The organism is Microbacterium deminutum (genome assembly GCF_039530205.1).
Taxonomy (GTDB): domain Bacteria; phylum Actinomycetota; class Actinomycetes; order Actinomycetales; family Microbacteriaceae; genus Microbacterium; species Microbacterium deminutum.
This window is the reverse complement of sequence record NZ_BAAAOG010000001.1, coordinates 89371-111715: the sequence shown is the minus strand read 5'-3', so window position 1 is coordinate 111715 and position 22345 is coordinate 89371. Positions and strand designations below refer to the sequence as shown.

At 69.9% G+C, this 22345-nt stretch carries 20 protein-coding genes; 4 read left to right on the top strand and 16 right to left on the bottom strand.

Features of this window, described 5'->3' with window-relative positions:
- Nucleotides 1-81 precede the first annotated feature (81 nt).
- Nucleotides 82-1977, top strand: a complete 1896-nt coding sequence (nhaA, locus tag ABD212_RS00535; RefSeq protein WP_344090083.1) for a Na+/H+ antiporter NhaA — start codon at nucleotides 82-84, stop codon at nucleotides 1975-1977.
- Nucleotides 1978-2058: 81 nt separating this feature from the next.
- On the top strand, nucleotides 2059-2631 hold the full coding sequence (locus tag ABD212_RS00530; RefSeq protein WP_344090081.1) for a Dps family protein: 573 nt from the start codon (nucleotides 2059-2061) through the stop codon (nucleotides 2629-2631).
- Here ABD212_RS00530 and ABD212_RS00525 read toward each other — a convergent pair.
- The 5 genes from ABD212_RS00525 to ABD212_RS00505 all read right to left on the bottom strand — a co-directional run bounded on the left by ABD212_RS00525 (nucleotide 2628) and on the right by ABD212_RS00505 (nucleotide 7780).
- Nucleotides 2628-4151, bottom strand: a complete 1524-nt coding sequence (locus ABD212_RS00525) for an FAD-dependent oxidoreductase (protein WP_344090079.1) — start codon at nucleotides 4149-4151, stop codon at nucleotides 2628-2630. The two genes, ABD212_RS00530 and ABD212_RS00525, sit on opposite strands and share 4 nt — an antisense overlap.
- A 126-nt stretch (nucleotides 4152-4277) precedes the next feature.
- Nucleotides 4278-4724, bottom strand: coding sequence for a Fe-S cluster assembly sulfur transfer protein SufU (sufU, locus tag ABD212_RS00520; RefSeq protein ID WP_344090077.1), 447 nt, complete (start codon nucleotides 4722-4724; stop codon nucleotides 4278-4280).
- A complete protein-coding gene (locus ABD212_RS00515) occupies nucleotides 4721-5989 on the bottom strand; it encodes an aminotransferase class V-fold PLP-dependent enzyme (RefSeq protein ID WP_344090075.1) in 1269 nt (422 codons plus the stop codon). The genes sufU and ABD212_RS00515 overlap by 4 nt, the downstream gene beginning before the upstream one ends.
- Nucleotides 5990-6066: 77 nt before the next feature.
- Nucleotides 6067-7410: a permease prefix domain 1-containing protein gene (locus ABD212_RS00510; protein WP_344090073.1), complete on the bottom strand. Its 1344-nt coding sequence runs from the start codon at nucleotides 7408-7410 to the stop codon at nucleotides 6067-6069.
- Nucleotide 7411: 1 nt separating this feature from the next.
- Complete coding sequence (locus ABD212_RS00505) at nucleotides 7412-7780, bottom strand: PadR family transcriptional regulator (RefSeq protein ID WP_344090071.1); 369 nt, start codon at nucleotides 7778-7780, stop codon at nucleotides 7412-7414.
- Nucleotides 7781-7994: 214 nt separating this feature from the next.
- On the opposite strand from ABD212_RS00505, the gene ABD212_RS00500 reads away from it, so the two are divergent.
- Nucleotides 7995-8396: a carboxymuconolactone decarboxylase gene (locus ABD212_RS00500; protein ID WP_344090069.1), complete on the top strand. Its 402-nt coding sequence runs from the start codon at nucleotides 7995-7997 to the stop codon at nucleotides 8394-8396.
- Nucleotides 8397-8464: 68 nt separating this feature from the next.
- On the opposite strand, the gene ABD212_RS00495 is transcribed toward ABD212_RS00500, so the two are convergent.
- The 11 genes from ABD212_RS00495 to ABD212_RS00445 form a co-directional block, all read right to left on the bottom strand.
- Nucleotides 8465-9244: an SDR family NAD(P)-dependent oxidoreductase gene (locus tag ABD212_RS00495; protein ID WP_344090066.1), complete on the bottom strand. Its 780-nt coding sequence runs from the start codon at nucleotides 9242-9244 to the stop codon at nucleotides 8465-8467.
- A gap of 18 nt (nucleotides 9245-9262) precedes the next feature.
- Nucleotides 9263-10837, bottom strand: a complete 1575-nt coding sequence (locus tag ABD212_RS00490; RefSeq protein ID WP_344090064.1) for a GMC oxidoreductase — start codon at nucleotides 10835-10837, stop codon at nucleotides 9263-9265.
- 32 nt (nucleotides 10838-10869) lie between these two features.
- Nucleotides 10870-12369, bottom strand: a complete 1500-nt coding sequence (locus ABD212_RS00485; RefSeq protein WP_344090062.1) for an MFS transporter — start codon at nucleotides 12367-12369, stop codon at nucleotides 10870-10872.
- Nucleotides 12370-12546: 177 nt separating this feature from the next.
- Nucleotides 12547-13626, bottom strand: coding sequence for a fumarylacetoacetate hydrolase family protein (locus ABD212_RS00480; RefSeq protein ID WP_344090060.1), 1080 nt, complete (start codon nucleotides 13624-13626; stop codon nucleotides 12547-12549).
- Entirely contained in the window at nucleotides 13623-14639 is a 1017-nt protein-coding gene (locus tag ABD212_RS00475; protein WP_344090058.1) for an amidohydrolase family protein, read from the bottom strand. Before ABD212_RS00475 ends, ABD212_RS00480 begins: the two co-directional genes overlap by 4 nt.
- Complete coding sequence (locus ABD212_RS00470; protein WP_344090056.1) at nucleotides 14636-15769, bottom strand: FAD-dependent monooxygenase; 1134 nt, start codon at nucleotides 15767-15769, stop codon at nucleotides 14636-14638. Before ABD212_RS00470 ends, ABD212_RS00475 begins: the two co-directional genes overlap by 4 nt.
- Before the next feature lie 30 nt (nucleotides 15770-15799).
- Complete coding sequence (locus tag ABD212_RS00465; RefSeq protein ID WP_344090054.1) at nucleotides 15800-16798, bottom strand: cyclase family protein; 999 nt, start codon at nucleotides 16796-16798, stop codon at nucleotides 15800-15802.
- Between the two features lie 154 nt (nucleotides 16799-16952).
- Entirely contained in the window at nucleotides 16953-17921 is a 969-nt protein-coding gene (locus ABD212_RS00460) for a fumarylacetoacetate hydrolase family protein (protein WP_344090052.1), read from the bottom strand.
- Between the two features lie 85 nt (nucleotides 17922-18006).
- Nucleotides 18007-19029 (bottom strand): VOC family protein, encoded by a 1023-nt coding sequence (locus ABD212_RS00455; RefSeq protein ID WP_344090050.1) that lies wholly within the window; start codon nucleotides 19027-19029, stop codon nucleotides 18007-18009.
- Between the two features lie 107 nt (nucleotides 19030-19136).
- Nucleotides 19137-19919: a hypothetical protein gene (locus ABD212_RS00450; protein WP_344090048.1), complete on the bottom strand. Its 783-nt coding sequence runs from the start codon at nucleotides 19917-19919 to the stop codon at nucleotides 19137-19139.
- Entirely contained in the window at nucleotides 19916-20956 is a 1041-nt protein-coding gene (locus tag ABD212_RS00445; RefSeq protein ID WP_344090046.1) for a Gfo/Idh/MocA family protein, read from the bottom strand. Before ABD212_RS00445 ends, ABD212_RS00450 begins: the two co-directional genes overlap by 4 nt.
- 110 nt (nucleotides 20957-21066) lie before the next feature.
- Between ABD212_RS00445 and ABD212_RS00440 the strand changes: the two genes are divergently transcribed.
- A complete protein-coding gene (locus tag ABD212_RS00440) occupies nucleotides 21067-22332 on the top strand; it encodes an ROK family protein (RefSeq protein WP_344090044.1) in 1266 nt (421 codons plus the stop codon).
- Nucleotides 22333-22345 lie beyond the last annotated feature (13 nt).

Sequence of the window (22345 nt, the reverse complement as noted above, 5' to 3'; positions counted from 1 at the left end):
CTCCGCGCCCTCCACCCCGGTGGGCGCTCCATACTGAGACACGAACGAGTGCGACCCCGCGCACGACATTCGAGGAGACGGATGACGCATCTCACGCTCATCGAGCGATCACCCGACCCGGAGCGACCGGCCGATCGTCCTCGCCCGTCGATCGCGGAGCGCATCCGCAACGTCGGGATGACCCGGATGGCCGCACTCGCGCTCGTGCTCGCGACGATCGCGGCCATCGTCTGGGTCAACGTCTCGAGTGCGAGCTATGACCGGTTCTGGGAGACCCACCTCGTCTTCGGCATCGAGGACTTCCAGCTCGAGTTCACCCTCCACGCCCTCGTCAACGACGCGCTCATGGCGATCTTCTTCTTCACGGTGGGGCTCGAGGTGCGCCGGGAGTTCGCGATCGGCGAGCTGACCAGCTGGTCGCGTGCCGTCGTGCCGGTGCTCGCCGCCATCGCGGGGCTCGTCATCCCGGCCTTGGTGTTCGTCCTCTTCAACCGCGACTCCGGACAGGCCCACGCCTGGGGCGTCGTGATCTCCACCGACACGGCCTTCCTCGTCGGTGCGCTTGCGCTCGTGGGTCCGAAGGCTCCGGGGCGGCTGCGTGTCTTCCTGCTCGCGCTCGCCGTGGTGGATGACATCGGGGCGCTCAGCATCATCGCGCTCGTGTACACCGCGGACTTCAACCCGCTGCCGCTCATCGTCGCGGCCGTGGGCCTGGTCGGCATCTACTTCACCCGGTACGTGCGCAGCGGCCGCGGGCCGATCTATGTGAGTCTCTCGATCGTCGTGTGGCTCGCGTTCCTCGCCTCGGGCGTGCACCCCACACTCGCCGGAGTGGCGGTCGCACTCCTCATCCCGGTCTATCGGCCCGACCGCCGTGCGGTCGAGCAGGCGCTCGAACTCGCCCGCACCTTCCAGCAGTCGCCGAACACCCAGTACGCCCGGGCGGCCGCCAACAGCCTGCGCGAATCCATCTCGATCAACGAGCGGCTGCAGGCTGCCTACGCGCCGTACGTCGCGTTCGTGATCCTTCCGCTGTTCGCGCTGGCGAACGCCGGCGTCGTCCTCAGCCCCGAGATCCTCGCCCGCGCCGCGACCTCGCCGCTGACGTGGGGCATCGTCGCCGCGCTCGTGATCGGGAAGTTCGTCGGCGTGTTCGGCTCTGCGGCCTTCATGCGGGTGACCGGGATCGGATCGTTCGGCGCCGGGCTCTCACTCGACCGGATCGCCGGCGGTGCGGCGCTGTGCGGGATCGGCTTCACGATCTCGCTGTTCATCGTCGAACTCGCGGTGGATCCGGCGATGCGCAACGAAGCGCGCGTGGGCGTGCTGTCGGCATCCATCCTCGCCTTCGTGCTGGCGACGGTGGTCTTCCGGATCTCGGATGCCGTCCGCCCGCCGGACGACGGCACGAAGACGCTCATGCGCCCGGTCGACCCGCAGCGCGACCACATCATCGGGCCCGTCGAAGCACCGCTCACGATCGTCGAGTACGGCGACTACCAGTGCTCGTTCTGCTCTCGGGCATCAGGATCGATCGACGAAGTGCGAGCCGAGCTCGGCGACCGGCTGCGCTATGTGTGGCGGCACGCGCCGCTGACGAGCTATCACCCCAACGCGCTCGCGGCCGCCGAAGCGGCAGAGGCGGCCGCGCGGCAGGGGGCATTCATCGCGTTCGGAAAGAGCCTCTTCGCCGACCAGGAGCGCCAGCTGCCCTCGGACATCATGCGCCGGGCATCGGAACTCGGACTCGACATGGCGCGGTTCGAGGAGGATCTGCGCTCTTCCGAGATCACCGGGCGCGTGCGCGACGACATGCTGGATGCCGAGGCCATGGACATCACCGCGGTGCCGACGTTCTACGTGAACGGCCGCCGTCACGTGGGTCCGTATGACGCGCAGTCGCTGATCCGCGCGCTCGAGGCTTCGGCCCCCCAACCCGCCCCCGAGCTCGGTCGGGACTCGACCGACCGGGGATAGCACGCGCCTGAGCACAGGGCAATCCCCTCATCGCGCCAGGGCGAGGCTCCTACCCTCATCGGAGAACAGAGGAGATTCCCCATGGCGACCGCGACCAAGAAGCCCCCCACACCCAGCCGCAACAAGCGGCGACCCGCCCGCGGCGGCGCGGAGCTCACGAAGGAGCAGAACGCGGAGAGCGGGTTCACCGCGTCGCAGCAGCTGAGTGAGCATCTGCAGAGCGTTCTGGTCGACCTCATCGAGCTCGCGTCGCAGGGCAAGCAGGCGCACTGGAATGTCGTCGGCAAGAACTTCCGCGACACGCATCGCCAGCTCGACGACATCATCGAGGCCGCGCGCACCTTCAGCGACACCGTCGCCGAGCGGATGCGCGCCCTGCACGCGCTGCCGGACGGGCGCAGCGACACCGTCGCCGAGACGACGACCCTTCCCGAGTTCCCGCAGGGCGAGATCGACACGGCTGAGGTCGTCGACCTCGTCACGGAGCGCCTCGAGGCAGTGATCGGGACCTGCCGTCAGGTGCACGACGATGTGGATGACGAGGATCCGACGAGCTCCGACATCCTGCACGCGATCCTCGAGAGCCTCGAGCAGTTCGCGTGGATGGTCTCTGCCGAGAACCGCAGTCCGGCTGCCCGGCCGGCTTCGGGCTAGGCCGGAGCGAGGTCGGCGAGCGCCGGGCCCTCGAGACGTTGGCCGCGGGCATCGAATCGCGAGCCGTGCAGTGGACAGTCCCACGACCGTTCCGCGCTGTTCCACGTGAGGATGCCGCCGAGGTGGGTGCAGACTCCGGAGACACGGCAGGTGGCACCGTCGACCGTCGACTCCGCGACGGGGCTGACTCCCGACCTGACGATCCGCCCCGCGCCTTCCGCGGGCGGATCATCGTGACGGCCGGATGCCTCAGCCCGGGCCCATCCGCCGGTCAGATGCGCCGCGACCTCGGCGTTCACGACGACGGCGTCCCCGGCATCCGTCACGCCCGCGTGGTGATCCGCCAGGACTCGCGCCCACGCCGCCTCCGAACCTGCGAGATGGCCGGGGATCTCGAGGTGCCATGCGATGCGCAGCGCCGCGGCGACCGCATTCGTCATGCCCCACTTGTGATATCCCGTCGCGGCGTGGATGCGGCCGCCGCCTCGCGGGATGGGGCCCGCATAGGGCACTCGCGTGACGGCGCGATAGTCCTGCGCCGCCCACCACGTCACCCGGCGGGCTCCGGGCCAATGAGTCTTCGTCCACGCGTCGATCTCGTCCACCAGAGCGGCGGTGTCGCCGTCCCGGCCGGTTCGGTGGTTGCCGCCGCCGACGACGAGCACGCGGCCGCCGTCCGTTCCTTCGGCCGTCCGAAGCGAGTGGGCGACCGGGTCGACGGACAGGAACATCCCGTCGGGGAGCGGCGGCGAGTCCCCGAGGGCGTACGCCGCCGCGAACGACCGCTCCGCGAGGAGCTTCGCGAAATACAGGCCCCGATTCAGAACGGGGGTTCCGGTGGCGAGCACCACGGTCTGCGCCCGCACCTGTCCGCGCGACGTCTCGAGGACGACGCCCTCGCCCGTGACATCGGCAGCGGTGACGCGGCATCCCTCCACGATCCGCACTCCGGCCGAACGTGCCCTGCGCGCGAGCACCGCCAGTACGCGCACCGGCTGCAGCTGCGCCTGGCCACCCAGACGCAGGGCGGCGGTCGGAGTGAACGGAAGAGTCAGCTCGGCGAGGTCCGGTGACGCCATCTGCTCGACCTCGACGCCTGCTGCCGCCATCGCCTCGGCTTCGCGGGCGAGCGTGGCGACGCCGTCCTCGGTGTCCGCCCAGGTGATGGCGACCTTCGGCTCGGCGCACCCCGGCTCGTCGGCCACCTGCGCCAGCAGCCACTCCTGCCCGGCCCGGTTCGCATCGGCATAGGCGCGGAGCACGTCGTCTCGGGCGTGCTCCCGCATCTCGGAGAACACGCGGCCCTGCAGCAGGCACAGCTTGCCCGTCGTGTTGCCGGTCGCCACGGCGCCGATCTGACGTCCCTCCAGCACAGTCGCGGGCACGCCGGCCTCGCCGAGCATGACGGCCAGCGAAAGCCCGGTCATCCCGGCGCCGACGATCACCACCTGGGTCTCGGCGGGGGGCGGCTCGTCGTCCTGCGGAATGGGCGGAGCGGTCTGCATCCACAGCGACGTCATCGGGACCTCCTCGGGTTCGAAGTGGTGACCCTTATCGTCCTCCGGCAACGTCCGACGGGCTAGTGCTCTGGCGCGACGGCCGTCTCGACGCTCCGCCGGCGGCCGTCACGACGCGTGAGGCCGACGTCAGGAGTCGACGGCGGGGGTGAGCTGCAGCAGGCACGCCTCGGCGGCCACCCACGCGAGCATCGCGCACTTGACCCGCATGACGTACCGCGCGACGCCCTGGAAGGCGGCCGCATCGCCGAGTCGTTCGGGCGGCTCGGCGCCCGGGTTGCGCAGCATCGCACGGAACTCGTCGATCATGTCGCGAGCGGTCGCCGGATCCTCACCCTCGAGGAGGGTGGTCAGCACCGAGGCCGAGGCGGTGGAGATGCTGCATCCCTGCCCCTGCCACGCGATCGTCTCGATCGCACCGTCAGGCCGGAGCGACATCCCGAGCGTGATCTCGTCACCGCAGGACGGATTCAGCTCGTGGTGGGTGACCGCGAATCCGCTGGTGTCCCCTCGGCCTTCGGGTCGCCGGGAGTGGTCGAGGAGCACCTCGCGATACAGGTTCTCGAGTTCGCTCATCCGCCGGCTCCGAAGAATCCGCGGACCTCGGAAAGCGCCACGCGGAACCGCTCGATGTCTTCGGGGGTGGTGTAGACGTAGGCGCTTGCTCGCGCGGTCGCCGCGACGCCGAGCCGGCGATGCAGCGGCTGGGCGCAGTGGTGGCCGGTGCGCACCGTGATGCCGCGATCGTCGAGGAACTGGCCGACGTCGTGGGCGTGCACGCCGTCGACGATGAAGCTCGCCAATGATGCGCGCGGCTTGCCCGGTCGCGGTCCCACGAGTGTCACACCAGGAGTCGCGTCGACGGCCTCGACCAGGAGTCCCGTCATCTGCTCTTCGTGCGCGCCGATCGCATCGTGGCCGAGGGCGGTCAGGTAGTCCGCGGCGGCCGCGAAGCCGACGGCCTGGCTCACCGGCTGGGTGCCGGCTTCGAAGCGCTGCGGCGAGGGGAGGAACTCCGACTTCTCCATCGTGACGGTCGTGATGGTGGATCCGCCGGTGCGCGCGGGCGGAAGCTCATCCAGCAGCTCGGCGCGTCCCCACAGGGCGCCGATTCCCGTCGGACCGAGCATCTTGTGAGACGAGAACGCCGCGAAGTCGACGCCCAGCGCCCCGACGTCGATCTGCCGGTGGGGGACGGACTGGCAGGCATCCAGCACCGTGAGGGCGCCGGACCCGCGAGCGATCTCGGCGACGTCCGCGACCGGCGCGATGCTTCCCGTGACGTTGGAGACGTGGGCGAATGCCACGATCCTCGTGCGAGGTCCGACGCGCTCGCGCAGCGCGTCGATGGACCACTCGCCGTGCTCGTCCACCGGCACCCACCGCAGGGTCGCGCCGGTGCGCGCGACGAGGCGCTGCCACGGGATCAGGTTGGCGTGGTGCTCCGCCTCGGTGATGAGCACCTCGTCGCCCGGCTTCAGGGCGAATCGCTCGGCGCCGAGCCCGAGGGACGCGTCCGAGATGCCCAGCGCGACGATGTTGAGCGCGTCCGTGGCGTTCTCGGTCCATACGATCTCGTTGGGCGCCGCGCCCACGAACGCCGCGATCGTCTCTCGCGCGGACTCGAACGCGATGGTCGCCTCGCCCGTCGCGACGCTCGAGCCCCGGTGGACCGCCGCGTAGGACTCGCGCACGAACGCGGTCTCGGCCGCGATCACCGCCTCCGGCCGCTGCGACGTGGCAGCCGAGTCCAGATAGACCCGGTCGGGGTGCGCGCTCAGCAGCGGGAAGTCGGCGCGGATGTCGCCGACCCGCCGGGCCGCCTGGATCGTGGTGTCCACGTCCCTCCTCGAGGTGTCTCCCTCCAGTCTGCCCCGGGAATCGCCATCCCGCTCCCTCGGGAGCGAACCCGGGCGGACTACACGAAACCGAAGACGGGCGGGAAGACGACGACCACGACGATCGCCCACGCGAGGTAGACGGGCACATAGGACGTCTGCCAGCGCTCGAGCCGCCCGAACGCGACGCGACCGCGGACGAATCCGAACTGCAGCCACGCCGCCCCGGCCAGGTTCGCCAGCAGGATCAGATTGAGCCCGAGCGATGCGAGCTTGTTCGCGCTGGCGCCGTACGTCCCGATCCGGCCGATCATCGCGATGAGCAGCAGCACATCGATCGCCAGCGCCGCCAGCACCATCAGCAGCTGGAGCCGGTCGAACCACGAGGGGGGATCGGCGGGTTGCCGGGCCGACATCGAGTAGAGCAGCAGGCCGAGGACCACGACCAGCGTGATGTCGAACAGGATCAGCAGATCCCGCTGCGAGTCGATGACGTTCCCCTGCACCAGACCCGCGGCAATCAGGGCGAGCAGCAGCAAGGTGAACAGCGGCGTGAAGACCTTGGTGAGGACGGGAGCGATGTTCTCGATAACGCTCTGCTTGGCCTCGACCAGCCAGCCGGCGATGACGACCGCGCCCGCGACCCCGCACGGCAGCATCCACCCATCGACGAACCACATGACATCCAGCCCGATCGCGTTGAACAGGCCGATGGTGAGGGCGATGAGCACGCCCCCACCGAGCCCGAGCAGCGCGAAGTACACGAACCATTCGCCGGTGAAGCGGATGAAGTCCATCCGGGCGCGGTCGGATCGCCAGTTGCCGTTGATGTAGGCGATGCCCAGCACGATCCACAAGGCCACCCCCGCGTGGATGGCGGCGAGCACCTCGGTCACCCCGCCCGAGGCGAACGGATAGACATTCAGCAGGATGCCGGCGACCACGAACGGCGCCGCGACGGCGATCACCGTCGCCAGGCGCGCGCGGCGACGGATCAGGAAGAAGGCGGCGAGGAACGGGAGCACGAGCACAGGTGCGTTGCGCAGATAGACGTCGGGGTTCGAGGCGAGCGTGAATCCGAAGAGCTTCGGCAGGTTGATGGCGAGCGCCGCCGCGATGGCGAGCCCCACGGCGAGCGTCAGCCCCGTCGAGACCCGATCGGGAGCCCCCGATCCTCCGACGACGAGCTGCTTCCACAGCCGGTCCGAGTGCTCCCGCGCGAACTCGCGAGAGAGGTCGTCCAGCCGGCCCATGCGCTTGACTGCGACGAGGAATGCCTCGTCGGAAGAGAGCCCGGATGCCTCGAGGCCCTCGATCTGGTCGCGCAGATGTGATTCGAGCTCGGCGACGTCGCCTGCCATGACCGCACGGGCGCGCACGAACTCGCGCCACGCGCCGATCTGCTCCTCCAGTCCGGTCGTCATGTCACACCGTCCCGAGCGCGAAGGGGGCGCCGGAACCGCCCGGTCGATCAGTCCACACCTTCTGCAGCGCGCGGCTCACCACATCCCACTGGTTGCGCTGCTCGCGGAAGGCGGACGCACCCGCCGCGCTCAGCCGGTAGTGCTTGCGCGGCCGCCCCGTCGGGGAAGCCCCCCACGCCGACTCGACGTGCCCGAGGCGCTCGAGCCGATGCAGCAGCGGATACAGCATGCCGTCGCTCCACTCCAGCTCGCCGTCGGAGAGCTGGCTCACCCGCTGGATGATGGCGTAGCCGTACGACTCCCCCTCGGCGAGGATGCCGAGCACCATGGGCGTCGCGGCGGCCGCGACGAGGTCTTTGCCGATCCGCATGTCCGCTCCATACCTGATAGTGCTATGTACCTAGAGCTACAAGGTATACCGGAAGCTCCGATCCCTCAAGTGCGCCGACTTGATGTGCGGCCCAATCACCCCATGGGGGTGATGATGTGCTCCGCTCGCGCGGGTCTACTTGACATGGGTCTTCGGCATCCGCGTGGCCATGCGAATCGACCGCGACACCTAAACAGGAAAGGTACACATCGACATGAGTGACACCCTGAACGACGCCCCCGTTCTCGACCTGCTCGCGCGTATGACCGCGGACTCGCTCGCGGCATCCAGCCTCGACAGCGAGACCCTCATTCTCGTGCGGATCGCCGCGCTGGTCGCGGTCGACGCGGCACCCGTCTCCTACGCGCTGAACCTCGAGGCCGCCGCCGAGGGCGGGCTCGACATCGACTCCATCCGCGGCGTGCTCACCGCCATCGCCCCCATCGTGGGGACGGCGAGAGTCGCCGCCGCGACCGGCAACATCGTCAAGGCGCTCGCCGCCGAGGTCGCGCTCGCCGATCTCGAGGTCGCCGAGCTCTACGACGAGGACGAGGACGACTGGGAGGACGACGAAGACGAGGAGGACGAGGAGGACGAGGAGGACGACCGGCCGTAGAGTCGCAGCTCCGCCCTCACGTGATGGGATCGGCGCCCCGCGGTGCTGATCCCATCACCTGCTCACGCTCAGTCCGAGATGAGCGTCCCGCCGTCGATCACGATGTTCTGTCCGCTCACGAACGCACCGGCGCCTGAGGCGAGCCATACGACCGCACCCGCCACCTCTTCGGGAGTGCCGAAGCGCCCGAGCGGGGTCTTGGCCAGCCGGGCGCGGGCCAGATCGGCGTCCGCCGTGATGGGCCGCGCGAAATCGGTCGCGATGACGCCGGGTGAGAGGGAATTCGCGCGCACACCCCGAGGTCCCCACTGCACGGCGAGGTTCCGCGCCAGCTGAGCGTTCGCCGCCTTGGTCACTCCGTAGCCCGCGAGGACCTGATTGCCGCGCAGACCGGACAGGCTCGACATCACGAGGAATGCTCCCCCTCCGGATTCGGCCATGACCGGCAGGGCGAGCTCCGCCAGACGCGCCACCGATCGGACGTGCAGGTCGAACATCCGGTCGAGGTGCGCCACGGCATCCACGCCCCCGGGCTGGTCGAGCGCGACCCCGGCATTGGCCAGCACCGTATCGATCCGACCCCAGCGGGCGACGGTCGCCTGCACGAGTGCGGCGAGCTGCTCGGCATCCGTCACATCGCACGTGAAGTGCCCGACCTCGGCGCCTTGCGCGGTGAGCTCGTCGGCGACGGATTCCAGGTCGCCGAGCCCCGCGAGCATGACGCGCGCGCCCGCGCCGGCGAGCCCCTCGGCGCAGGCTCTGCCGATTCCGCTCGCGGCGCCCGTGACGATCGCGACCTGGCCGGCGCACGAGAAGAGGCGCTCGGGCGCCAGCCGGAGCCCGCTCATCGGGCGTCCCGCGTATCGTCACTCATCGCTGAGCTCGTCGATGAGCCTCTGCGCGCCCCGTGCGGCGATCGCGACGCTCATGAGCGTCGGATTCATCGCGGTCGCGGTCGGGATCAGCCCATTGCCGCCGACGTACAGGTTGCGGTAGCCCCACACGCGCGACCACGGATCCGCGACGGAGGTGCCGTCATCCGCGCGGCCCATCCGCATCGTCCCCTGATAGTGCAGGCTCGACCCGTTCGGCAGCAGCCGCGGTTCCGCCACGAACGCCCCCAGGGCGTGGCCCGCACGACGCAGATGCTGCGTGCCCGCCTCGATCTCTGCCGTCTCGGCGTCGGTCAGCGCGTACGTGATCGTCATGTTCGGCAGCCCGCGGTAGTCGGGATCCTCATCGTCGAAGGTCACAGCGTCCTCGTAGCGCGGGAACTTGCGCATGCCATAGCCCATGTTGACGTACCCCCAGCGGTTCTCGGCATAGGCTGCGCCGGGATCCATCCGGAACGGCGTCGTCTCGGAGTACATCACCTGCAGCGAGAACGGATGGTCGGGCTCCGAGAAGGGGATGCGGTTGACGGCGGCGACCGGATCCGCGGCGTTGTGCGCCCGGCGTGCGAGCTCGACGTCGAGCTCGGCCTCGCTGGCGAATCGGCTCATCCGTTCGGCGTCGAGCGCGACCGTCGAGATGACCACGGGATGCTCGGTGAGATAGTGCCCGAGCGCCTGCGGCCGGATGCCGGAAGCCCACAGCAGCTGCGGAGACCGGAAGGCATCGGCGGCGACGACGACGGCATCCGCGGGCAGGAGCGAGATCTCTCCGGTGCAGAGGTCCTCCACCGTGACCCCGGTGATGGTGTCACCCTCGTGTTCGACCCGGCGGACGAGTGTCAGATCCCGCAGCGTGAAGCGCGCCGACAGCGGGGATGACGGATCGATCAGCGGCCCGAGCACCGCGTCGGCGCCGGCCCATCTCATCGTGCCGTCGGGCTGGGGGTCCCCCGCGACGGGGAGGGTGCCGGGGCCGTAGCCGTCGGGCAGCTCGCCGCCGAACTCCTCCTCGAGGAGGGAGCGGATCGCACCGCCGACCGCCGAATCGGCGAACGCGGCGCTCTGCGCGTGCAGCAGGCTCTCGGCGGTGGCGATGAGACCGTCCCACTCCGCGTCGTCGATGAAGGGGATCTTCTCGCTGAACCCCGGCCGCGGAATGGCGCAGGTCCAGTGGGCGCCCATCCCGCCGACGTTCGTCGAGGCCGCCGCGGCGGGGAACGTCGGAGCGTGCCCCGAGCCTTCACCGCCGAAGTCGATGAGGTGCGTGCCTTCGCGCGCCGTGAACATGCCCTCCACCGAGACGCCTTCCGGCAGCCCGAGCGATGAGCGGAATCGACCCGCCTGAGGACCCTGCGACATCTCGCGGGCCCGCGCCTTCGCGTCGGGATCCGCGATGTTGCGGACGCTCTCGCCGGGGATCCCGGTGAGCTGCGGACCCGCTTCGAACATCACGACGCGAGCGGTCGGCAGCCCTTCCAGCAGGAGCCGGGCGTACGCGGATCCGATCGGCCCGCTGCCGACGATGACGATGGTGGGACGATGGGACATGTCGTCTCCTTCGGGAGAGGTGGTCGCGGGGATCATGCGGCGGCCGCCTCGGCGGCGCGGCTGGCAGGGGCTTCGAGCTGGTCCGACAGGCGACCGTCGGGCAGCAGGAGCGACGCGAGGATGCCGACACCGTAGGCGACGGCGAGGCCGATGAAGATCGGTGCCATGACGCTCGAGTACAGGTCGGCGACCTGTGCCTGAACTGCGGCCGACGCATTCCGCACGGCGAGGGGGGTGAGCGTCGCGGCATCCAGCGTCGGCGGAAGCCCCGCGGTCACACCCGCGCCGATCAGCCCGCCGACGACGGCGGTGGCCGCGGTCGATCCGATCTGCCGCACGAGCGACACCGCGGCGGTCACGCTGCCGGTGTCCTCGCGCGGCGCGGCGCTCTGGGCGACCGCGATGATGATGTTCATGAACCCGCCGGTGCCGACGCCGACGAGCGCCATCGCCAGCATCGGGACCCACAGCGGCAAGCCGGTCGGCAGGAAGGCCATGACGAGGAGCCCCGCGGCCGCAGCCGACGTTCCGAGCAGGGGGAAGATCCGGTAGCGGCCCGACCGGCTCGCCAGCCATCCCGTCACCAGGGTGCTCACCAGCATCCCGAACACCGTCGCGATCGGCACGAGACCCGACACCGTCGGCGACGCGCCGTACGCCATCTGGATGTAGGTGGGCACGTACGACACCACCGAGAACAGTCCGACGCCGATCACCGTCGACAGCACGATGCACACGAGGATCGTGCGGTGCGAGAAGAGATGCAGCGGCACGAGCGGTTCGCTCACGCGGAGTTCGATGGCGATGAACGCCGCGATTCCGAGGATCGCGACCGTCGCGGCGATCAGCACGGGCGCACCCCGCTGGGCTCCCCCGGCGCTCGCCCACGCTGCAGCCAGGACGAACGCGATGACCGAGATGCCGAGCGTGACGGCTCCGGCCACGTCGAACCTCCGGCCGGCGCGACCCGCGATGTGCGGGACGGCGACGACGGCGAGCGCGAGCGCGACCACACCCAGCGGGATATTGATCCAGAACACCCAGCGCCACCCCCACGCGTCGGTGATGAGGCCCCCGGCGATGGGGCCGACGAGGATCGCGGCGGGGAAGGCGGCGCCGATGATCGAAAGGATCCGCGGCCGCTCGCGAGGCGTGGTGACCTCGCCGATGATCGTCTGCGGCATGAGGTGCAGGCCGGCCGACCCGATGCCCTGGGCGATCCGCGCGAGGGTGAGCTGTGCGATGTCCTGGGCGAACCCGCAGAGCAGCGACGCGATGAGGAAGAGCACGAGGCTCGACAGGAAGATGAGCCGCGCACCGATGAGATCGGCGAGCTTGCCGAGGACGGGCAGCAGGACGGTGCTCGCGAGCGTGTACGAGACGATGACCCAGCTCATCTGCTGGACCGCGCCGAGCTCGCCGGCGATGGTGGCGAGGGAGGTGGCGACGACGGTGTGATCCATCGCGCCGAGGAACGAGACGGTGAGGAGGGATGCGACGAGGAGGCGGAGCCTGAGCGGTGAGAGCGGCATTTGGGGTCACCCGAACGATCGGGTCGTCGACGCGACGGGGTGTGCTCTCGAGGCCGCTGCGACCCGGGAGACGGGCTCCTTCAAGAGCCCCGACGTCAGGTCGATTCTACTCATTCTTTGGTCGAAAAACAACCAAAGCGGGCTGGGACGGATGCCGCGCACAGCCGGACACCAGGCTCAGCGCGTCCGGGCGCGACTGCGGACCCGAGCCTGCGGCAGAGCGGGCGCGACGACCGCTGCGCCGACGCGGGCGACGAGCTCGCCGATGCCCTCCACCTGCATGCGGACCTCGTCGCCCTCGCGCAGCGGCGGCGGTACGAGCTCTCCCGCGCGACCCCACAGTTCGCCGAGGCATCCCCCGTTTCCGACCGTTCCCGAGCCGAGGACATCCCCCGGTACCACCCGCGAGTTCCGCGAGGCGTACGCGACGAGCTCGGGAAAGGGCCAGCCCATGTTCGAGACGAGGTCCTCGCCGATCAGCTCGCCGTTGACGCGGACCTCGGCGCGCACCGCGAGGAATCCGTCGGCATCCAGGAAGGGCGCGAGCTCGTCCGCCGTGACGATCCACGGCCCGAGGCTCGTGCCGAAGTCCTTGCCCTTGGCGGGGCCGAGGCGCACCTTCATCTCTCGCGACTGGATGTCGCGCGCCGACCAGTCGTTCATGATCGTGTAGCCGAAGATGTGGGATGCCGCCCCCTGCACCGTCAGGTTCGCTCCGTCGGAGCCTTCGACGCCGCCGATCACCGCGGCGATCTCGAGTTCGAAGTCGAGCCGCTCCGTGACGGGCGGCGAAACCGGCTCGCCCGGACCGAGCACCGTGTGCGGGTTCGTGAAGTAGAACGTCGGCGCCTGGTACCACTCCGGCACGACCTCGCTCCTGCCGTCGACCGACGCGCTCACCCCTTCGACGTGCTCCTCGAACGCGACGAAGTCGCGGATCGCGGCCGGCACGACCGGCGCCAGCAGCCGCACGTCCGCGAGGGGGATACGCTCCTCCGGTCGTCGAGCGACGCTTCGACTCGCATTCGCTCGCTCAGTGCGGGTGTTCGCGAGACGAAACGCGCTGTGCGCGGCATCCAGTCCCCGCGCGAGCACGTCCGCGACCGTCAGACCGTCAGGAAAAGGGACGACGGAGTCGCCGATGACGAAGCCCTCGCCCCGTTTCGTCTCAGTCGCTTCGCTCCCTCGCCCAGCGACCGGGGTCTCGCCTTCGGGTCGATCGACGCGAGGGATCTCCTCCCAGCGCGCGATCCTCATGCCCGCACCCGGGTCTCGAGCAGGGCATCAGCGTTCCCGCCGAGGATGCGGCGCGTGATCTCGTCGGGCAGGCCCGCCGCGCGGATCTCGGTGACGGGGTCGTCGAGGCCCATGTCGAACGGGAAGTCGCTGCCCAGCAGCACCCGCGATCCGCCGGCGACCTCGACGAGGTGGCGGAGCGCATGCGCGTCGTGCACGACGGTGTCGAACCACAGCCTCCGCAGGTAGCTCGACGGCTCGTGCTCGCAGCGATGCGCCTCGGGGCGCACCCGCCACGCGCGGTCGGAGCGTCCGATGGCGAACGGCAGGTATCCGCCGCCGTGGGCGGCGACGAGCTTGAGCCCCGGATGCCGGTCCAGCACTCCCGAGAAGATCAGATGCGACAGCGCCACGGCGTTCTCGGTGGGCTGTCCGACGGAGTTGGACAGATAGAAGCGATCGAGCCGCTCGTCCAGGCTGCACCCGAAGGGGTGGAGGAAGACGACCGCGCCGAGCTCTTCGGCGCGCGCCCAGAACGGCTCGAGCCGCTCGTCTGACAGCTCGACGTCCCCCGCGAAGGACGAGATCTCGACGCCGGCGAGTCCGCGTCCGAGCACGGCGTCATCGAGGCACTCGAGCATGCGGCTCGGATGCTGCAACGGCACGAGACCGAGCCCGGTCAGCCTTTCCGGGGCCTGCGCCACGTGCGACGCGATGAGCCGGTTCGCCTCGTTCGCGATCCACACCGCGAGGCCCTCCGGCGCCCAGGGGTAGAAGTGGTTGGGCGAGGCGCTCACCCACTGCCGGTCGACGCCCTGGGCATCCATGGCGGCGAGGCGCTCGGCGACGGAGGTGAGCTTCGGCACCCGCGCGCCGACCATGGGCCCGGACACCGCGAGGCTCTCGGCGCCGTTGCGCTTCAGCTCGAGCGCGGCCGCCTCTTCGACGAGCTCCGGCGCCCGGCGCTCGACCTCGGCATGCAGGCCGGGCAGCAGGATGTGCGCGTGGACGTCGGTGATCGGGGTGTCGCTCATGCGGGCTCCGACATCTGATGGGCGACGCCAAACATGAGACCGGCGACATCCGCGTCGCGCACGCCGTCGAGCTGCCATTGGCCGAGCTGCACGGATGCCTCGACGATGCGCTGGGCGCGAGGAAGGCGGCGAGCGTGGAAGGCGTCCCAGAGGTCCTGGTCGACGTGGTCGCGGTCCACGAGCAGCTCGGTCAGGACGAGGGCGTCCTCCAGGGCCTGGGCCGCGCCCTGCGCGATCGTCGGAGGGCAGCTGTGCGCGGCATCCCCGATCACGACCACATGCCCGCGGTTCCAGGGCGCGGGCACGATGTGCTGCGTGAACCAGGTGTAGTTGGCGTGCGCCCCGCCTTCGAGGTCGGCGCGGATCGAGTTCCACGGCCCGTCGTAGGCGCGTGACTCGTCGAGCATGATCCGGGTGGCTTCGTCGTCGGTCGTGCCGAAGCGGTCCTGGGCTTTCTCCACCAGGAACGCGTACATGGAGTTCTCGCCGGTCGGCGTGTAGCCGGCGATGTACACCGGACCGCCGTAGTACAGCTCGCTGCGGACCACCTCGGCGGGCCGCGAGACGAACGAGCGCCAGATGCCCATCCCGGTCGGTTCGGGCTTCACGTCGATGCCGATGATGTCGCGCACCGTCGAGTGCAGGCCGTCCGCGCCGACGAGGAGGTCGTACACGCCGGCGGATTCGTCGTCGACGAAGACCTCGACGTGGTCGTCGCCCTGCACGAGCCACGTCACCTTGGCGCCGAACCGGATGTCCGCACCAGCCGCGGTGGCATGCTCGAGGAGGATCCGCGCCAGCTCCGGGCGCGGCATCCCCATGGCAGCTGGGTAGTCCGGCCCGCCGGTCTTCACGTCCGGCAGCTCGGCGACGATCGGGGCACCGGGACCGGGCGCGCGCAGGTTGAGCCCCTCGAAGGGGTACCCGGCGGCGCGGATCTCGTCCCAGGCACCGAGGGCGTCGAACACGCGCAGTGCGTTGCCCTGCAGCGAGATGCCCGAGCCGAGGGTGCTGGGCTCTGGCTTCGCCTCGAACACGTCGACCTCTACGCCCGCCTTGGCGAGCTGGATGGCGGCGGCGAGCGCCGCGACGCCGCTGCCGGCGATCGCGACCTTGTTCACAGCGGTCATGTCAGAACCTCCCTGTTCTGTGTCGGGTTGTCAGAGGATGGCGACGGGGTTGATGGGCGAGCCGACGGCACCGGTGATGGGGAGCGGTGCGGCCGAGAGCAGGAACTCGAAGCGTCCGAATTCGGCGCAGACGCGCGCGAGCTCGTCGAGGTCCCACATCTCGCCGATCGTCAGGCCGAGATTCGGGATGACGACCTGATGCAGGGGCTGGAAGGCGGGCGCGTCGAACTCGTTCGGCCGGACTTCGAAGCCCCACGTGTCGGTGGCGATCGCGGCGATCTCGCTGCGGTGCAGCCAGCCGGCCGTGGTCAGACTCAGGCCAGGTGCGGGCCCTCCGGCGTAGTCGCCCCAGCCGTCGCGGCGGGCCCGGGCGAGTTGGCCGGTGCGGACGAGCACGATATCACCGCCGCCGATCGCGCTCGTCGATCCCTGCGCGGCGATCGTCGCATCGAGATCGGCGACGGTGATCGCGTACCCGTCGGGCAGTTCGCCGGTGCCGGGCTGGAGGTGCCTGCCGACGTCCAGCAGCACTCCGCGCGAGACGACGACGGATGCCGCGTGCTCGATCCCCGTGACGAGATCGCCCTCGCTCGTGACGACGTCGCCCGCACGGCGCCCGTTCCAGGCCATGCCGTGGTCGAAGATGTGGCCGAGGCCGTCCCACTGCGTCGAGCACTGCAGCGGCATGGAGATGACGTCATCCGCCCCGCCGATGCCGTGGGGGAAGCCCTGGTTGCCGCGCTCCGCATCCACCCCGGTGTCGATCATGGTGTGCACGGGATTGGTGCGGCGGCGCCATCCCTTCTGCGGCCCGTTCGTGTCGAACGACTGCGACAGCGAGACGACCCGACCTTCGCGCACGAGTGCCGCGGCATCCACGCGCTTCTCGGGGCTGATGAAGTTGAGCGTGCCGAGCACGTCGTCCTCGCCCCATCGACCCCAGTTGCGGTACGCCTCGGCGCGGGCGCCGATCTCGCGCTCGGGCTCGTTCCGGTCGAGGTCGGCGGGGATCTCGGATGGCTCGGTCATGCGGCTCGCCCCTCCCGGTCGTTGAGCGAGCGAAGCGAGACGGAGCCCGCCGAACCGGCCATCCTCGAACGTCCGGACCGTTTCGTCTCGGTCGCTGCGCTCCCTCGCTCAACGACCGAAAGCCCCCGGATGAAACGCGCCGAACCCAGACGGATCATCGGGACTCCTCCGCGACGCAGCGCACGACCTGAGTGCCGAGGCCCTGGATCGTGCCGGTCATGACGTCGCCGTCGCGCAGGAAGCGCTTCCAGTGCTGGCCGTTTCCAGCAGGACTGCCGGTCAGCAGCACATCGCCGGTCAGCAGCGGCATCGTCTGCGACGCGCCCGAGATGAGCGCCGGGATGCCGAACAGCAGGTCGCTGGTGGAGGCATCCTGCATCACTTCTCCGTTGAGCTCGAGTCGCACGTTCAGATCGCTCGGGTCGACGAACGGCGCCGGCACCAGGAACGGCCCGGTGGGAAGGAAGCCGGGCGCGTTCTTCGCGCGGTACCAGTCCGTGCCGATCTCCTTCATGTCCTTGCGGAAGACGAGGTCGCGGGTGGTGATGTCGTTGATGATGGTGTACCCGGCGACGTGGGACATGGCGTCGTCGCGGGTGACACGGAATGCCTCGGCGCCGATGACGACGGCCAGTTCCAGCTCCCAGTCGTGCACGTCGCTGTACGAAGGCAGCACCAGCGGCACGTCGTCGCCCACCACGCATGCGGGCAGCCCGATGAAGAAGTACGGCTCGCCGTTCGCCGCGCGGTCGTCCATCATCTTGGCGGCGAACACGCGTGCCTCCTCGGGCGTCCGCGTCTGATCCTGGGTGAGTCCCGCCACGACGAGGTCGATCACGTGCTGCCGATAGTTCGCGCCGGCCTGCAGCACCTGGCGAGGCTCGACCGGAGCGGTGAGCGTGACGCCGCTGAGCGGCATCCACTCGCCTTCGGCCGAAACGACGGCGCCGAGGCGGTCCCAGTCCGGCGATCCGAGGAAGCCGTTCAGCCCGTCACGGCCAAGAATGTCCGAACCGAGCGGCCGGATGCGGTCGCCTACGACCAGCCCGACCCGCGTCTCGTCGCCCGCGCGGTAGCGCGCGAGGGCGAATGGGGTGTCGGGATCGAGAGACATCGTCGTCATGGATTCTCCTCCGCGCATCGTCGTGTCGGCGGCGGCTGGGCGGGCCGGGCTGAATCATCCGACCCGCCATCCCCCACCAGAGCTGTCAGCCCCGGCCGTGCTTCGCGTACGGGTTGAGCAGGGCGTCCTTGATCTCGTCGGGCACGCCCTCCTCGGTGGCGCTGGGCCCGTCCGCGGGCGGGAAGGACTCGGTCATCGACATCGGCATTGCGCTGTTGCGGTAGAAGTTGTTCGACCCCAGTGAGGGGCGCCACGTGTTGGGCTCCCAGTCGGGCACGTAGTTGCGGTAGCCGCCGGTGTTGAGCTCGATGCGCAGGGTGGACGGCTCACGGTAGTAGAGGAAGTTCTGCTCGCCGATGCCGTGGATCGAGGGCCCGTACTCGATCGGGATGCCGTTCTCCATGAGCACGTCGGCGGCGATGAGCAGCTCCTCGCGCGTGTCGACCCAGAACGCGTAGTGGTTGATGCGCCCGGCGCGGCTCGAGCCGTCGAGCACCACGCCGAGGTCGTGCGACTTCTCGTTCGTCGTCAGCACTGAGAACACCGAGATCGGCGCCTCGTCGAGAAGCGTCCGGGCCATGATCCGGAACCCGAGCACGTCGTTGTACCACTGAGCGAACGCATCGACGTCGCTGGAGGCGATGGTGACATGGTCGAGCTGGCGCGGAGCGCCGGCGACCTTGGATCGCCGCGAGGGACGGTCCGGGTAGATGGATGCCGCGTCCCCCTCCGTGTCGTGGTGCCGCGTGACATCCCAGTGCAGCGTCATGCTGTGGCCCCAGGGGCCGGTGAAGCGGTAGGCGCGACCGATGTGCGGCACGTCGTCGATCCACTCGCCCTCGGCGCCGGCGGCCTCGATGCGCTTGGCTGCCTCGTCGAGGGCCTCGGCGCTCGACGTACGCCATGCCATGGTGTCGAGTGACGGCTCGTCACCGGGAATGACGACGATCGAGTACGAGTAGTAGTCGCCCCAGCAGCGGAGGTAGACGGCGCCGTCGATGCGGTCGACGACGGTCAGCCCGACCTGCTCTTCGTAGAAGGTCACCGACGCCTCGACGTCGGGCGACGTGATGGCCACGTACGAGAGGTGGGAGAGAAGCTTGATCATCTTCGATCCTTTCCAGATGAAGCGTGCGGGGGTTCCCGGAATCCACTTTCGCCCAAGACAGACGTATCCAGGAATCCCAACTTGCCGATCCGGCGGATCAGTGGCGTTTATGCCCGCTCGGGCACTGACACGGTCTCGGCGAGCGCGGCATCGGCCGCGAGCTCCGCCAGATCATCGACCGTCGCCGCGCCGGAAAGCGCCGAGAGCGCGCGCCGCAGTGCGAGCCGCTGGGGCGATTCGTAACGCGGCGACGTCAGCATCCGTCCCGCCGACGTCGAGGTGGAGACGAGCGTGCGCCTGTCCGAGACCTCGATCTCGGACAGCACCTCGCCGAGCACGGCGATGCGCACTCGGCTCACGCCTTTCACGATCACGGCCGTGAGCGCCGAGGGAGCGCCGTCGGCGTCACGGCACTCGAGAAGACCGACTCCCGCCCGCCCCGTGCGCATCGACAGGCCGCCCTGCGAGAGCACCCGAAGCCATCCGATCGCGTCGCGTGTCGCGACGCCCAGTTCGTCGGCCGTCGCGACGCAGTCCCCGGTGAGAAGTCGCGGCACTGCGCGTGCGCCATGGCTGTCTCGCGCGGCGACCGCGTCCGCGGTCGCGTCGGGGCGGAGGAACGACCGCTCGAGCACGATCGGCACCTCGCCGACATCCTCGATGAGCGCGAGTATCCCGGTGGCCGGCACGGCATTCGGCTGTGCCACCACGATCGCGATCGCGCCGGATGCCGCGGCCGCACGCGCATCGTCGCACCAACGGTCGCGGCCGCCGTCGACGACCACGATCGCGCCATGCGCGGCATCCGCGGCCCGTGTCCGAAGCGGGAGCTCGGCGAGCGCCGTCGCGTATCGCTCCGAGGAAGTCACAACGGGAACGGGCGGGGTCATCGGTCCGCCCCCTCGAGGATCGCCGCGGATGCCGCCTGCGCGAGCCGCAGCGCGTAGCGGGCGTCGCCGAGCAGCTCGTCGTATTCGACCTCGACGTCTCCTCGCATGGCAGCCACGAGCGCGCGCCACTCCGCCACGTATCCGTCCTCGTCCTCCTGCGGGTAGACCGTCACTCGGTCGTCGGCGAACCGCACTCGCACGGTCGCGCTGCCGTCATGCACGAACGCGGGCGGGAACAGCACCTCGACGCGTTCGTCGTCGGTCGTGATGTCCATGCGCCACAGCGCGTCCGCGCCGTCCGCAAGCATCACGGTGGCGAGCCGGATCGGCACCCCGGATGCTTCGTACCCGAGGACGTACCCGATCGGCGCGACCGCGCGCGCATAGACCACCCGCTCGAAGTCGGGGGCGAGGTCGCGCAGCAGCGGCAGGTCGTGGACCGCGAGTCCGGTGAGCAGCTGCCGGACGACGGATGCCGCGACCGCCGGCTCGCGCAGATCGGGTGCGCCGCGGTTCATCGCCGAGACCGGCGCGAACTCGGTGACGGCACCGTGATAACGACCGTTCGGCGGCAGGGCCATGGTCACCGACACCGCGCGCACCGTGCCGCCCGCGGCGGCGAGGTGGTGGCGGGCGCGACCCCAAGCCGCGTCGAAGATGTGGTTCGTGCCGGCGAGGAGGGGAACGCGCGCGGCACGGCACGCCTCGATCGCCGCGACAGCGTCGGCCTCGGTCGTCGCGATCGGCTTCTCGCAGAGGATCGCGCGCTTGCCCGCGGCGACAGCGGCGAGGACCTGCTCGGCGTGTTCGGCGGGCGGACTGCAGATCGCCACCACATCCACCGCTGGATCGTCCAGCAGTTCGCGGATGCCGGTGGACCACCGCGCGTCGGTGCGCCGCGCGATGTCCTCGGCGCGTCCGCTTCCGGCATCGGCGACGTGGACGACCCGGAAGTCTCGACGGAGGCGCGCCAGGGTCGGCGAGTGCAGAGCTGCGACCCCTGGCCCCGCTCCGATGATGCCGACGCCGTAGGGCATCCTCTCTCCGTTCGCTGGTTGCGCATGAATAGTACCTAAGTCGAACCACAATCGACCATAGATGACGCGAAATGCGCTGCCTCGTGCCCAGCTTGTGCAAAAATCTACGCATGGCAAGGGAGTCCACACTGCGCTTCGGCGCGCAGACCGACGAGGTGACGAGCCTCCTGCGCATCGTGAACATGGTGCGCACCGGCGAAGCCTCGACGCGGCCCGAGATCGGCCGGGTGACCGGCCTCGGCCGCGGCGTCGTGACTCAGCGAGTAGACCACGCGATCGAGATGGGTTACCTCGAAGACGGCGAGTTCGGGGCATCCTCGGGCGGGCGCGCACCTCGGACGCTGCGGTTCCGCGGTGATCGAGGCCGGATCGTCGTGTGCGCGCTCGGCGCGCTGCACATCCACATCGGCGTGGCCATGCTCGAGGGCGACGTGATCGATCAGAACCACAGGACGTGGGACATCGCGCGCGGTCCTGCCGAGACCCTGGACACCGCACTGGCCATGGTCGACGAATTGCTCGCCCGCACTCCCGACGTCCCGGTATGGGGCATCGCCGTTGGCGTGCCCGGTCCGGTCGACTTCGAGACCGGCAGACCCGTCGCTCCCCCGATCATGCCGGGATGGAACGGGTTCGATGTGCGGCGGCGGTTCGAGCAGAAGTACGAGGCGCCGGTCTGGGTCGACAACGATGTGAACCTGCTCGCGTTCGGCGAGCGGGCCCGCCGCGGCGATGACCACATCGACCTGATCTACTGCAAGATCGGCTCGGGCATCGGCGCCGGGCTGCTGTCGCAGGGGCGGATCCATCGCGGCGTCAATGGAGCCGCCGGCGATATCGGGCATGTCCGAGTGCCCGAGTCGACTGCGATCTGCCGCTGCGGCAAGATCGGCTGCCTCGAGGCGGTGGCCGGCGGCTGGGCGCTCGTCCGTGAAGCCGAGGCGGCGATCGCGGGCGGCGCGACGGGGTACCTGGCCAAGCGCGGAGCCGATGGCGAAGCGCTCACGCCGGAGGCGATCACTCTCGCCGCCGAAGACGGGGACGCGGTCGCTATCGCGCTGCTGCAGCGCTCGGCGCGCGTCGTCGGCGAGTCGATCGCCGCCCTCGTCAACATGTTCAACCCTGGCTTCATCGTCATCGGCGGTGCGATGGCGGGCGCCGGGGAGATCTACCTCGCCGAAGTGCGCCAGCGGGTCTACGAGCTCTCGCTCCCCCTCGCGACCCGCGACCTGTCCATCACGCCCTCCGCCAACGACATTCGAGAGCCGCTCCGTGGCGGCGTGGAGATGGTGCGCGAGCAGCTGTTCGACATCACCTTCCCCCGCTGGTTCGGGGATGGCCGGCCGTCGATCTCGGGTGTGCTGGCGGCATCCTGATTCTTCTTCCGTT

Coding starts and splice junctions, on each gene's coding strand:
- nhaA (WP_344090083.1), top strand. CDS start 82: ATGACGCATCTCACGCTCATCGAGCGATCACCCGACCCGGAGCGACCG.
- ABD212_RS00530 (WP_344090081.1), top strand. CDS start 2,059: ATGGCGACCGCGACCAAGAAGCCCCCCACACCCAGCCGCAACAAGCGG.
- ABD212_RS00525 (WP_344090079.1), bottom strand. CDS start 4,151: ATGACGTCGCTGTGGATGCAGACCGCTCCGCCCATTCCGCAGGACGAC.
- sufU (WP_344090077.1), bottom strand. CDS start 4,724: ATGAGCGAACTCGAGAACCTGTATCGCGAGGTGCTCCTCGACCACTCC.
- ABD212_RS00510 (WP_344090073.1), bottom strand. CDS start 7,410: ATGACGACCGGACTGGAGGAGCAGATCGGCGCGTGGCGCGAGTTCGTG.
- ABD212_RS00505 (WP_344090071.1), bottom strand. CDS start 7,780: ATGCGGATCGGCAAAGACCTCGTCGCGGCCGCCGCGACGCCCATGGTG.
- ABD212_RS00500 (WP_344090069.1), top strand. CDS start 7,995: ATGAGTGACACCCTGAACGACGCCCCCGTTCTCGACCTGCTCGCGCGT.
- ABD212_RS00495 (WP_344090066.1), bottom strand. CDS start 9,244: ATGAGCGGGCTCCGGCTGGCGCCCGAGCGCCTCTTCTCGTGCGCCGGC.
- ABD212_RS00490 (WP_344090064.1), bottom strand. CDS start 10,837: ATGTCCCATCGTCCCACCATCGTCATCGTCGGCAGCGGGCCGATCGGA.
- ABD212_RS00485 (WP_344090062.1), bottom strand. CDS start 12,369: ATGCCGCTCTCACCGCTCAGGCTCCGCCTCCTCGTCGCATCCCTCCTC.
- ABD212_RS00480 (WP_344090060.1), bottom strand. CDS start 13,626: ATGAGGATCGCGCGCTGGGAGGAGATCCCTCGCGTCGATCGACCCGAA.
- ABD212_RS00475 (WP_344090058.1), bottom strand. CDS start 14,639: ATGAGCGACACCCCGATCACCGACGTCCACGCGCACATCCTGCTGCCC.
- ABD212_RS00470 (WP_344090056.1), bottom strand. CDS start 15,769: ATGACCGCTGTGAACAAGGTCGCGATCGCCGGCAGCGGCGTCGCGGCG.
- ABD212_RS00465 (WP_344090054.1), bottom strand. CDS start 16,798: ATGACCGAGCCATCCGAGATCCCCGCCGACCTCGACCGGAACGAGCCC.
- ABD212_RS00460 (WP_344090052.1), bottom strand. CDS start 17,921: ATGACGACGATGTCTCTCGATCCCGACACCCCATTCGCCCTCGCGCGC.
- ABD212_RS00455 (WP_344090050.1), bottom strand. CDS start 19,029: ATGATCAAGCTTCTCTCCCACCTCTCGTACGTGGCCATCACGTCGCCC.
- ABD212_RS00450 (WP_344090048.1), bottom strand. CDS start 19,919: ATGACCCCGCCCGTTCCCGTTGTGACTTCCTCGGAGCGATACGCGACG.
- ABD212_RS00445 (WP_344090046.1), bottom strand. CDS start 20,956: ATGCCCTACGGCGTCGGCATCATCGGAGCGGGGCCAGGGGTCGCAGCT.
- ABD212_RS00440 (WP_344090044.1), top strand. CDS start 21,067: ATGGCAAGGGAGTCCACACTGCGCTTCGGCGCGCAGACCGACGAGGTG.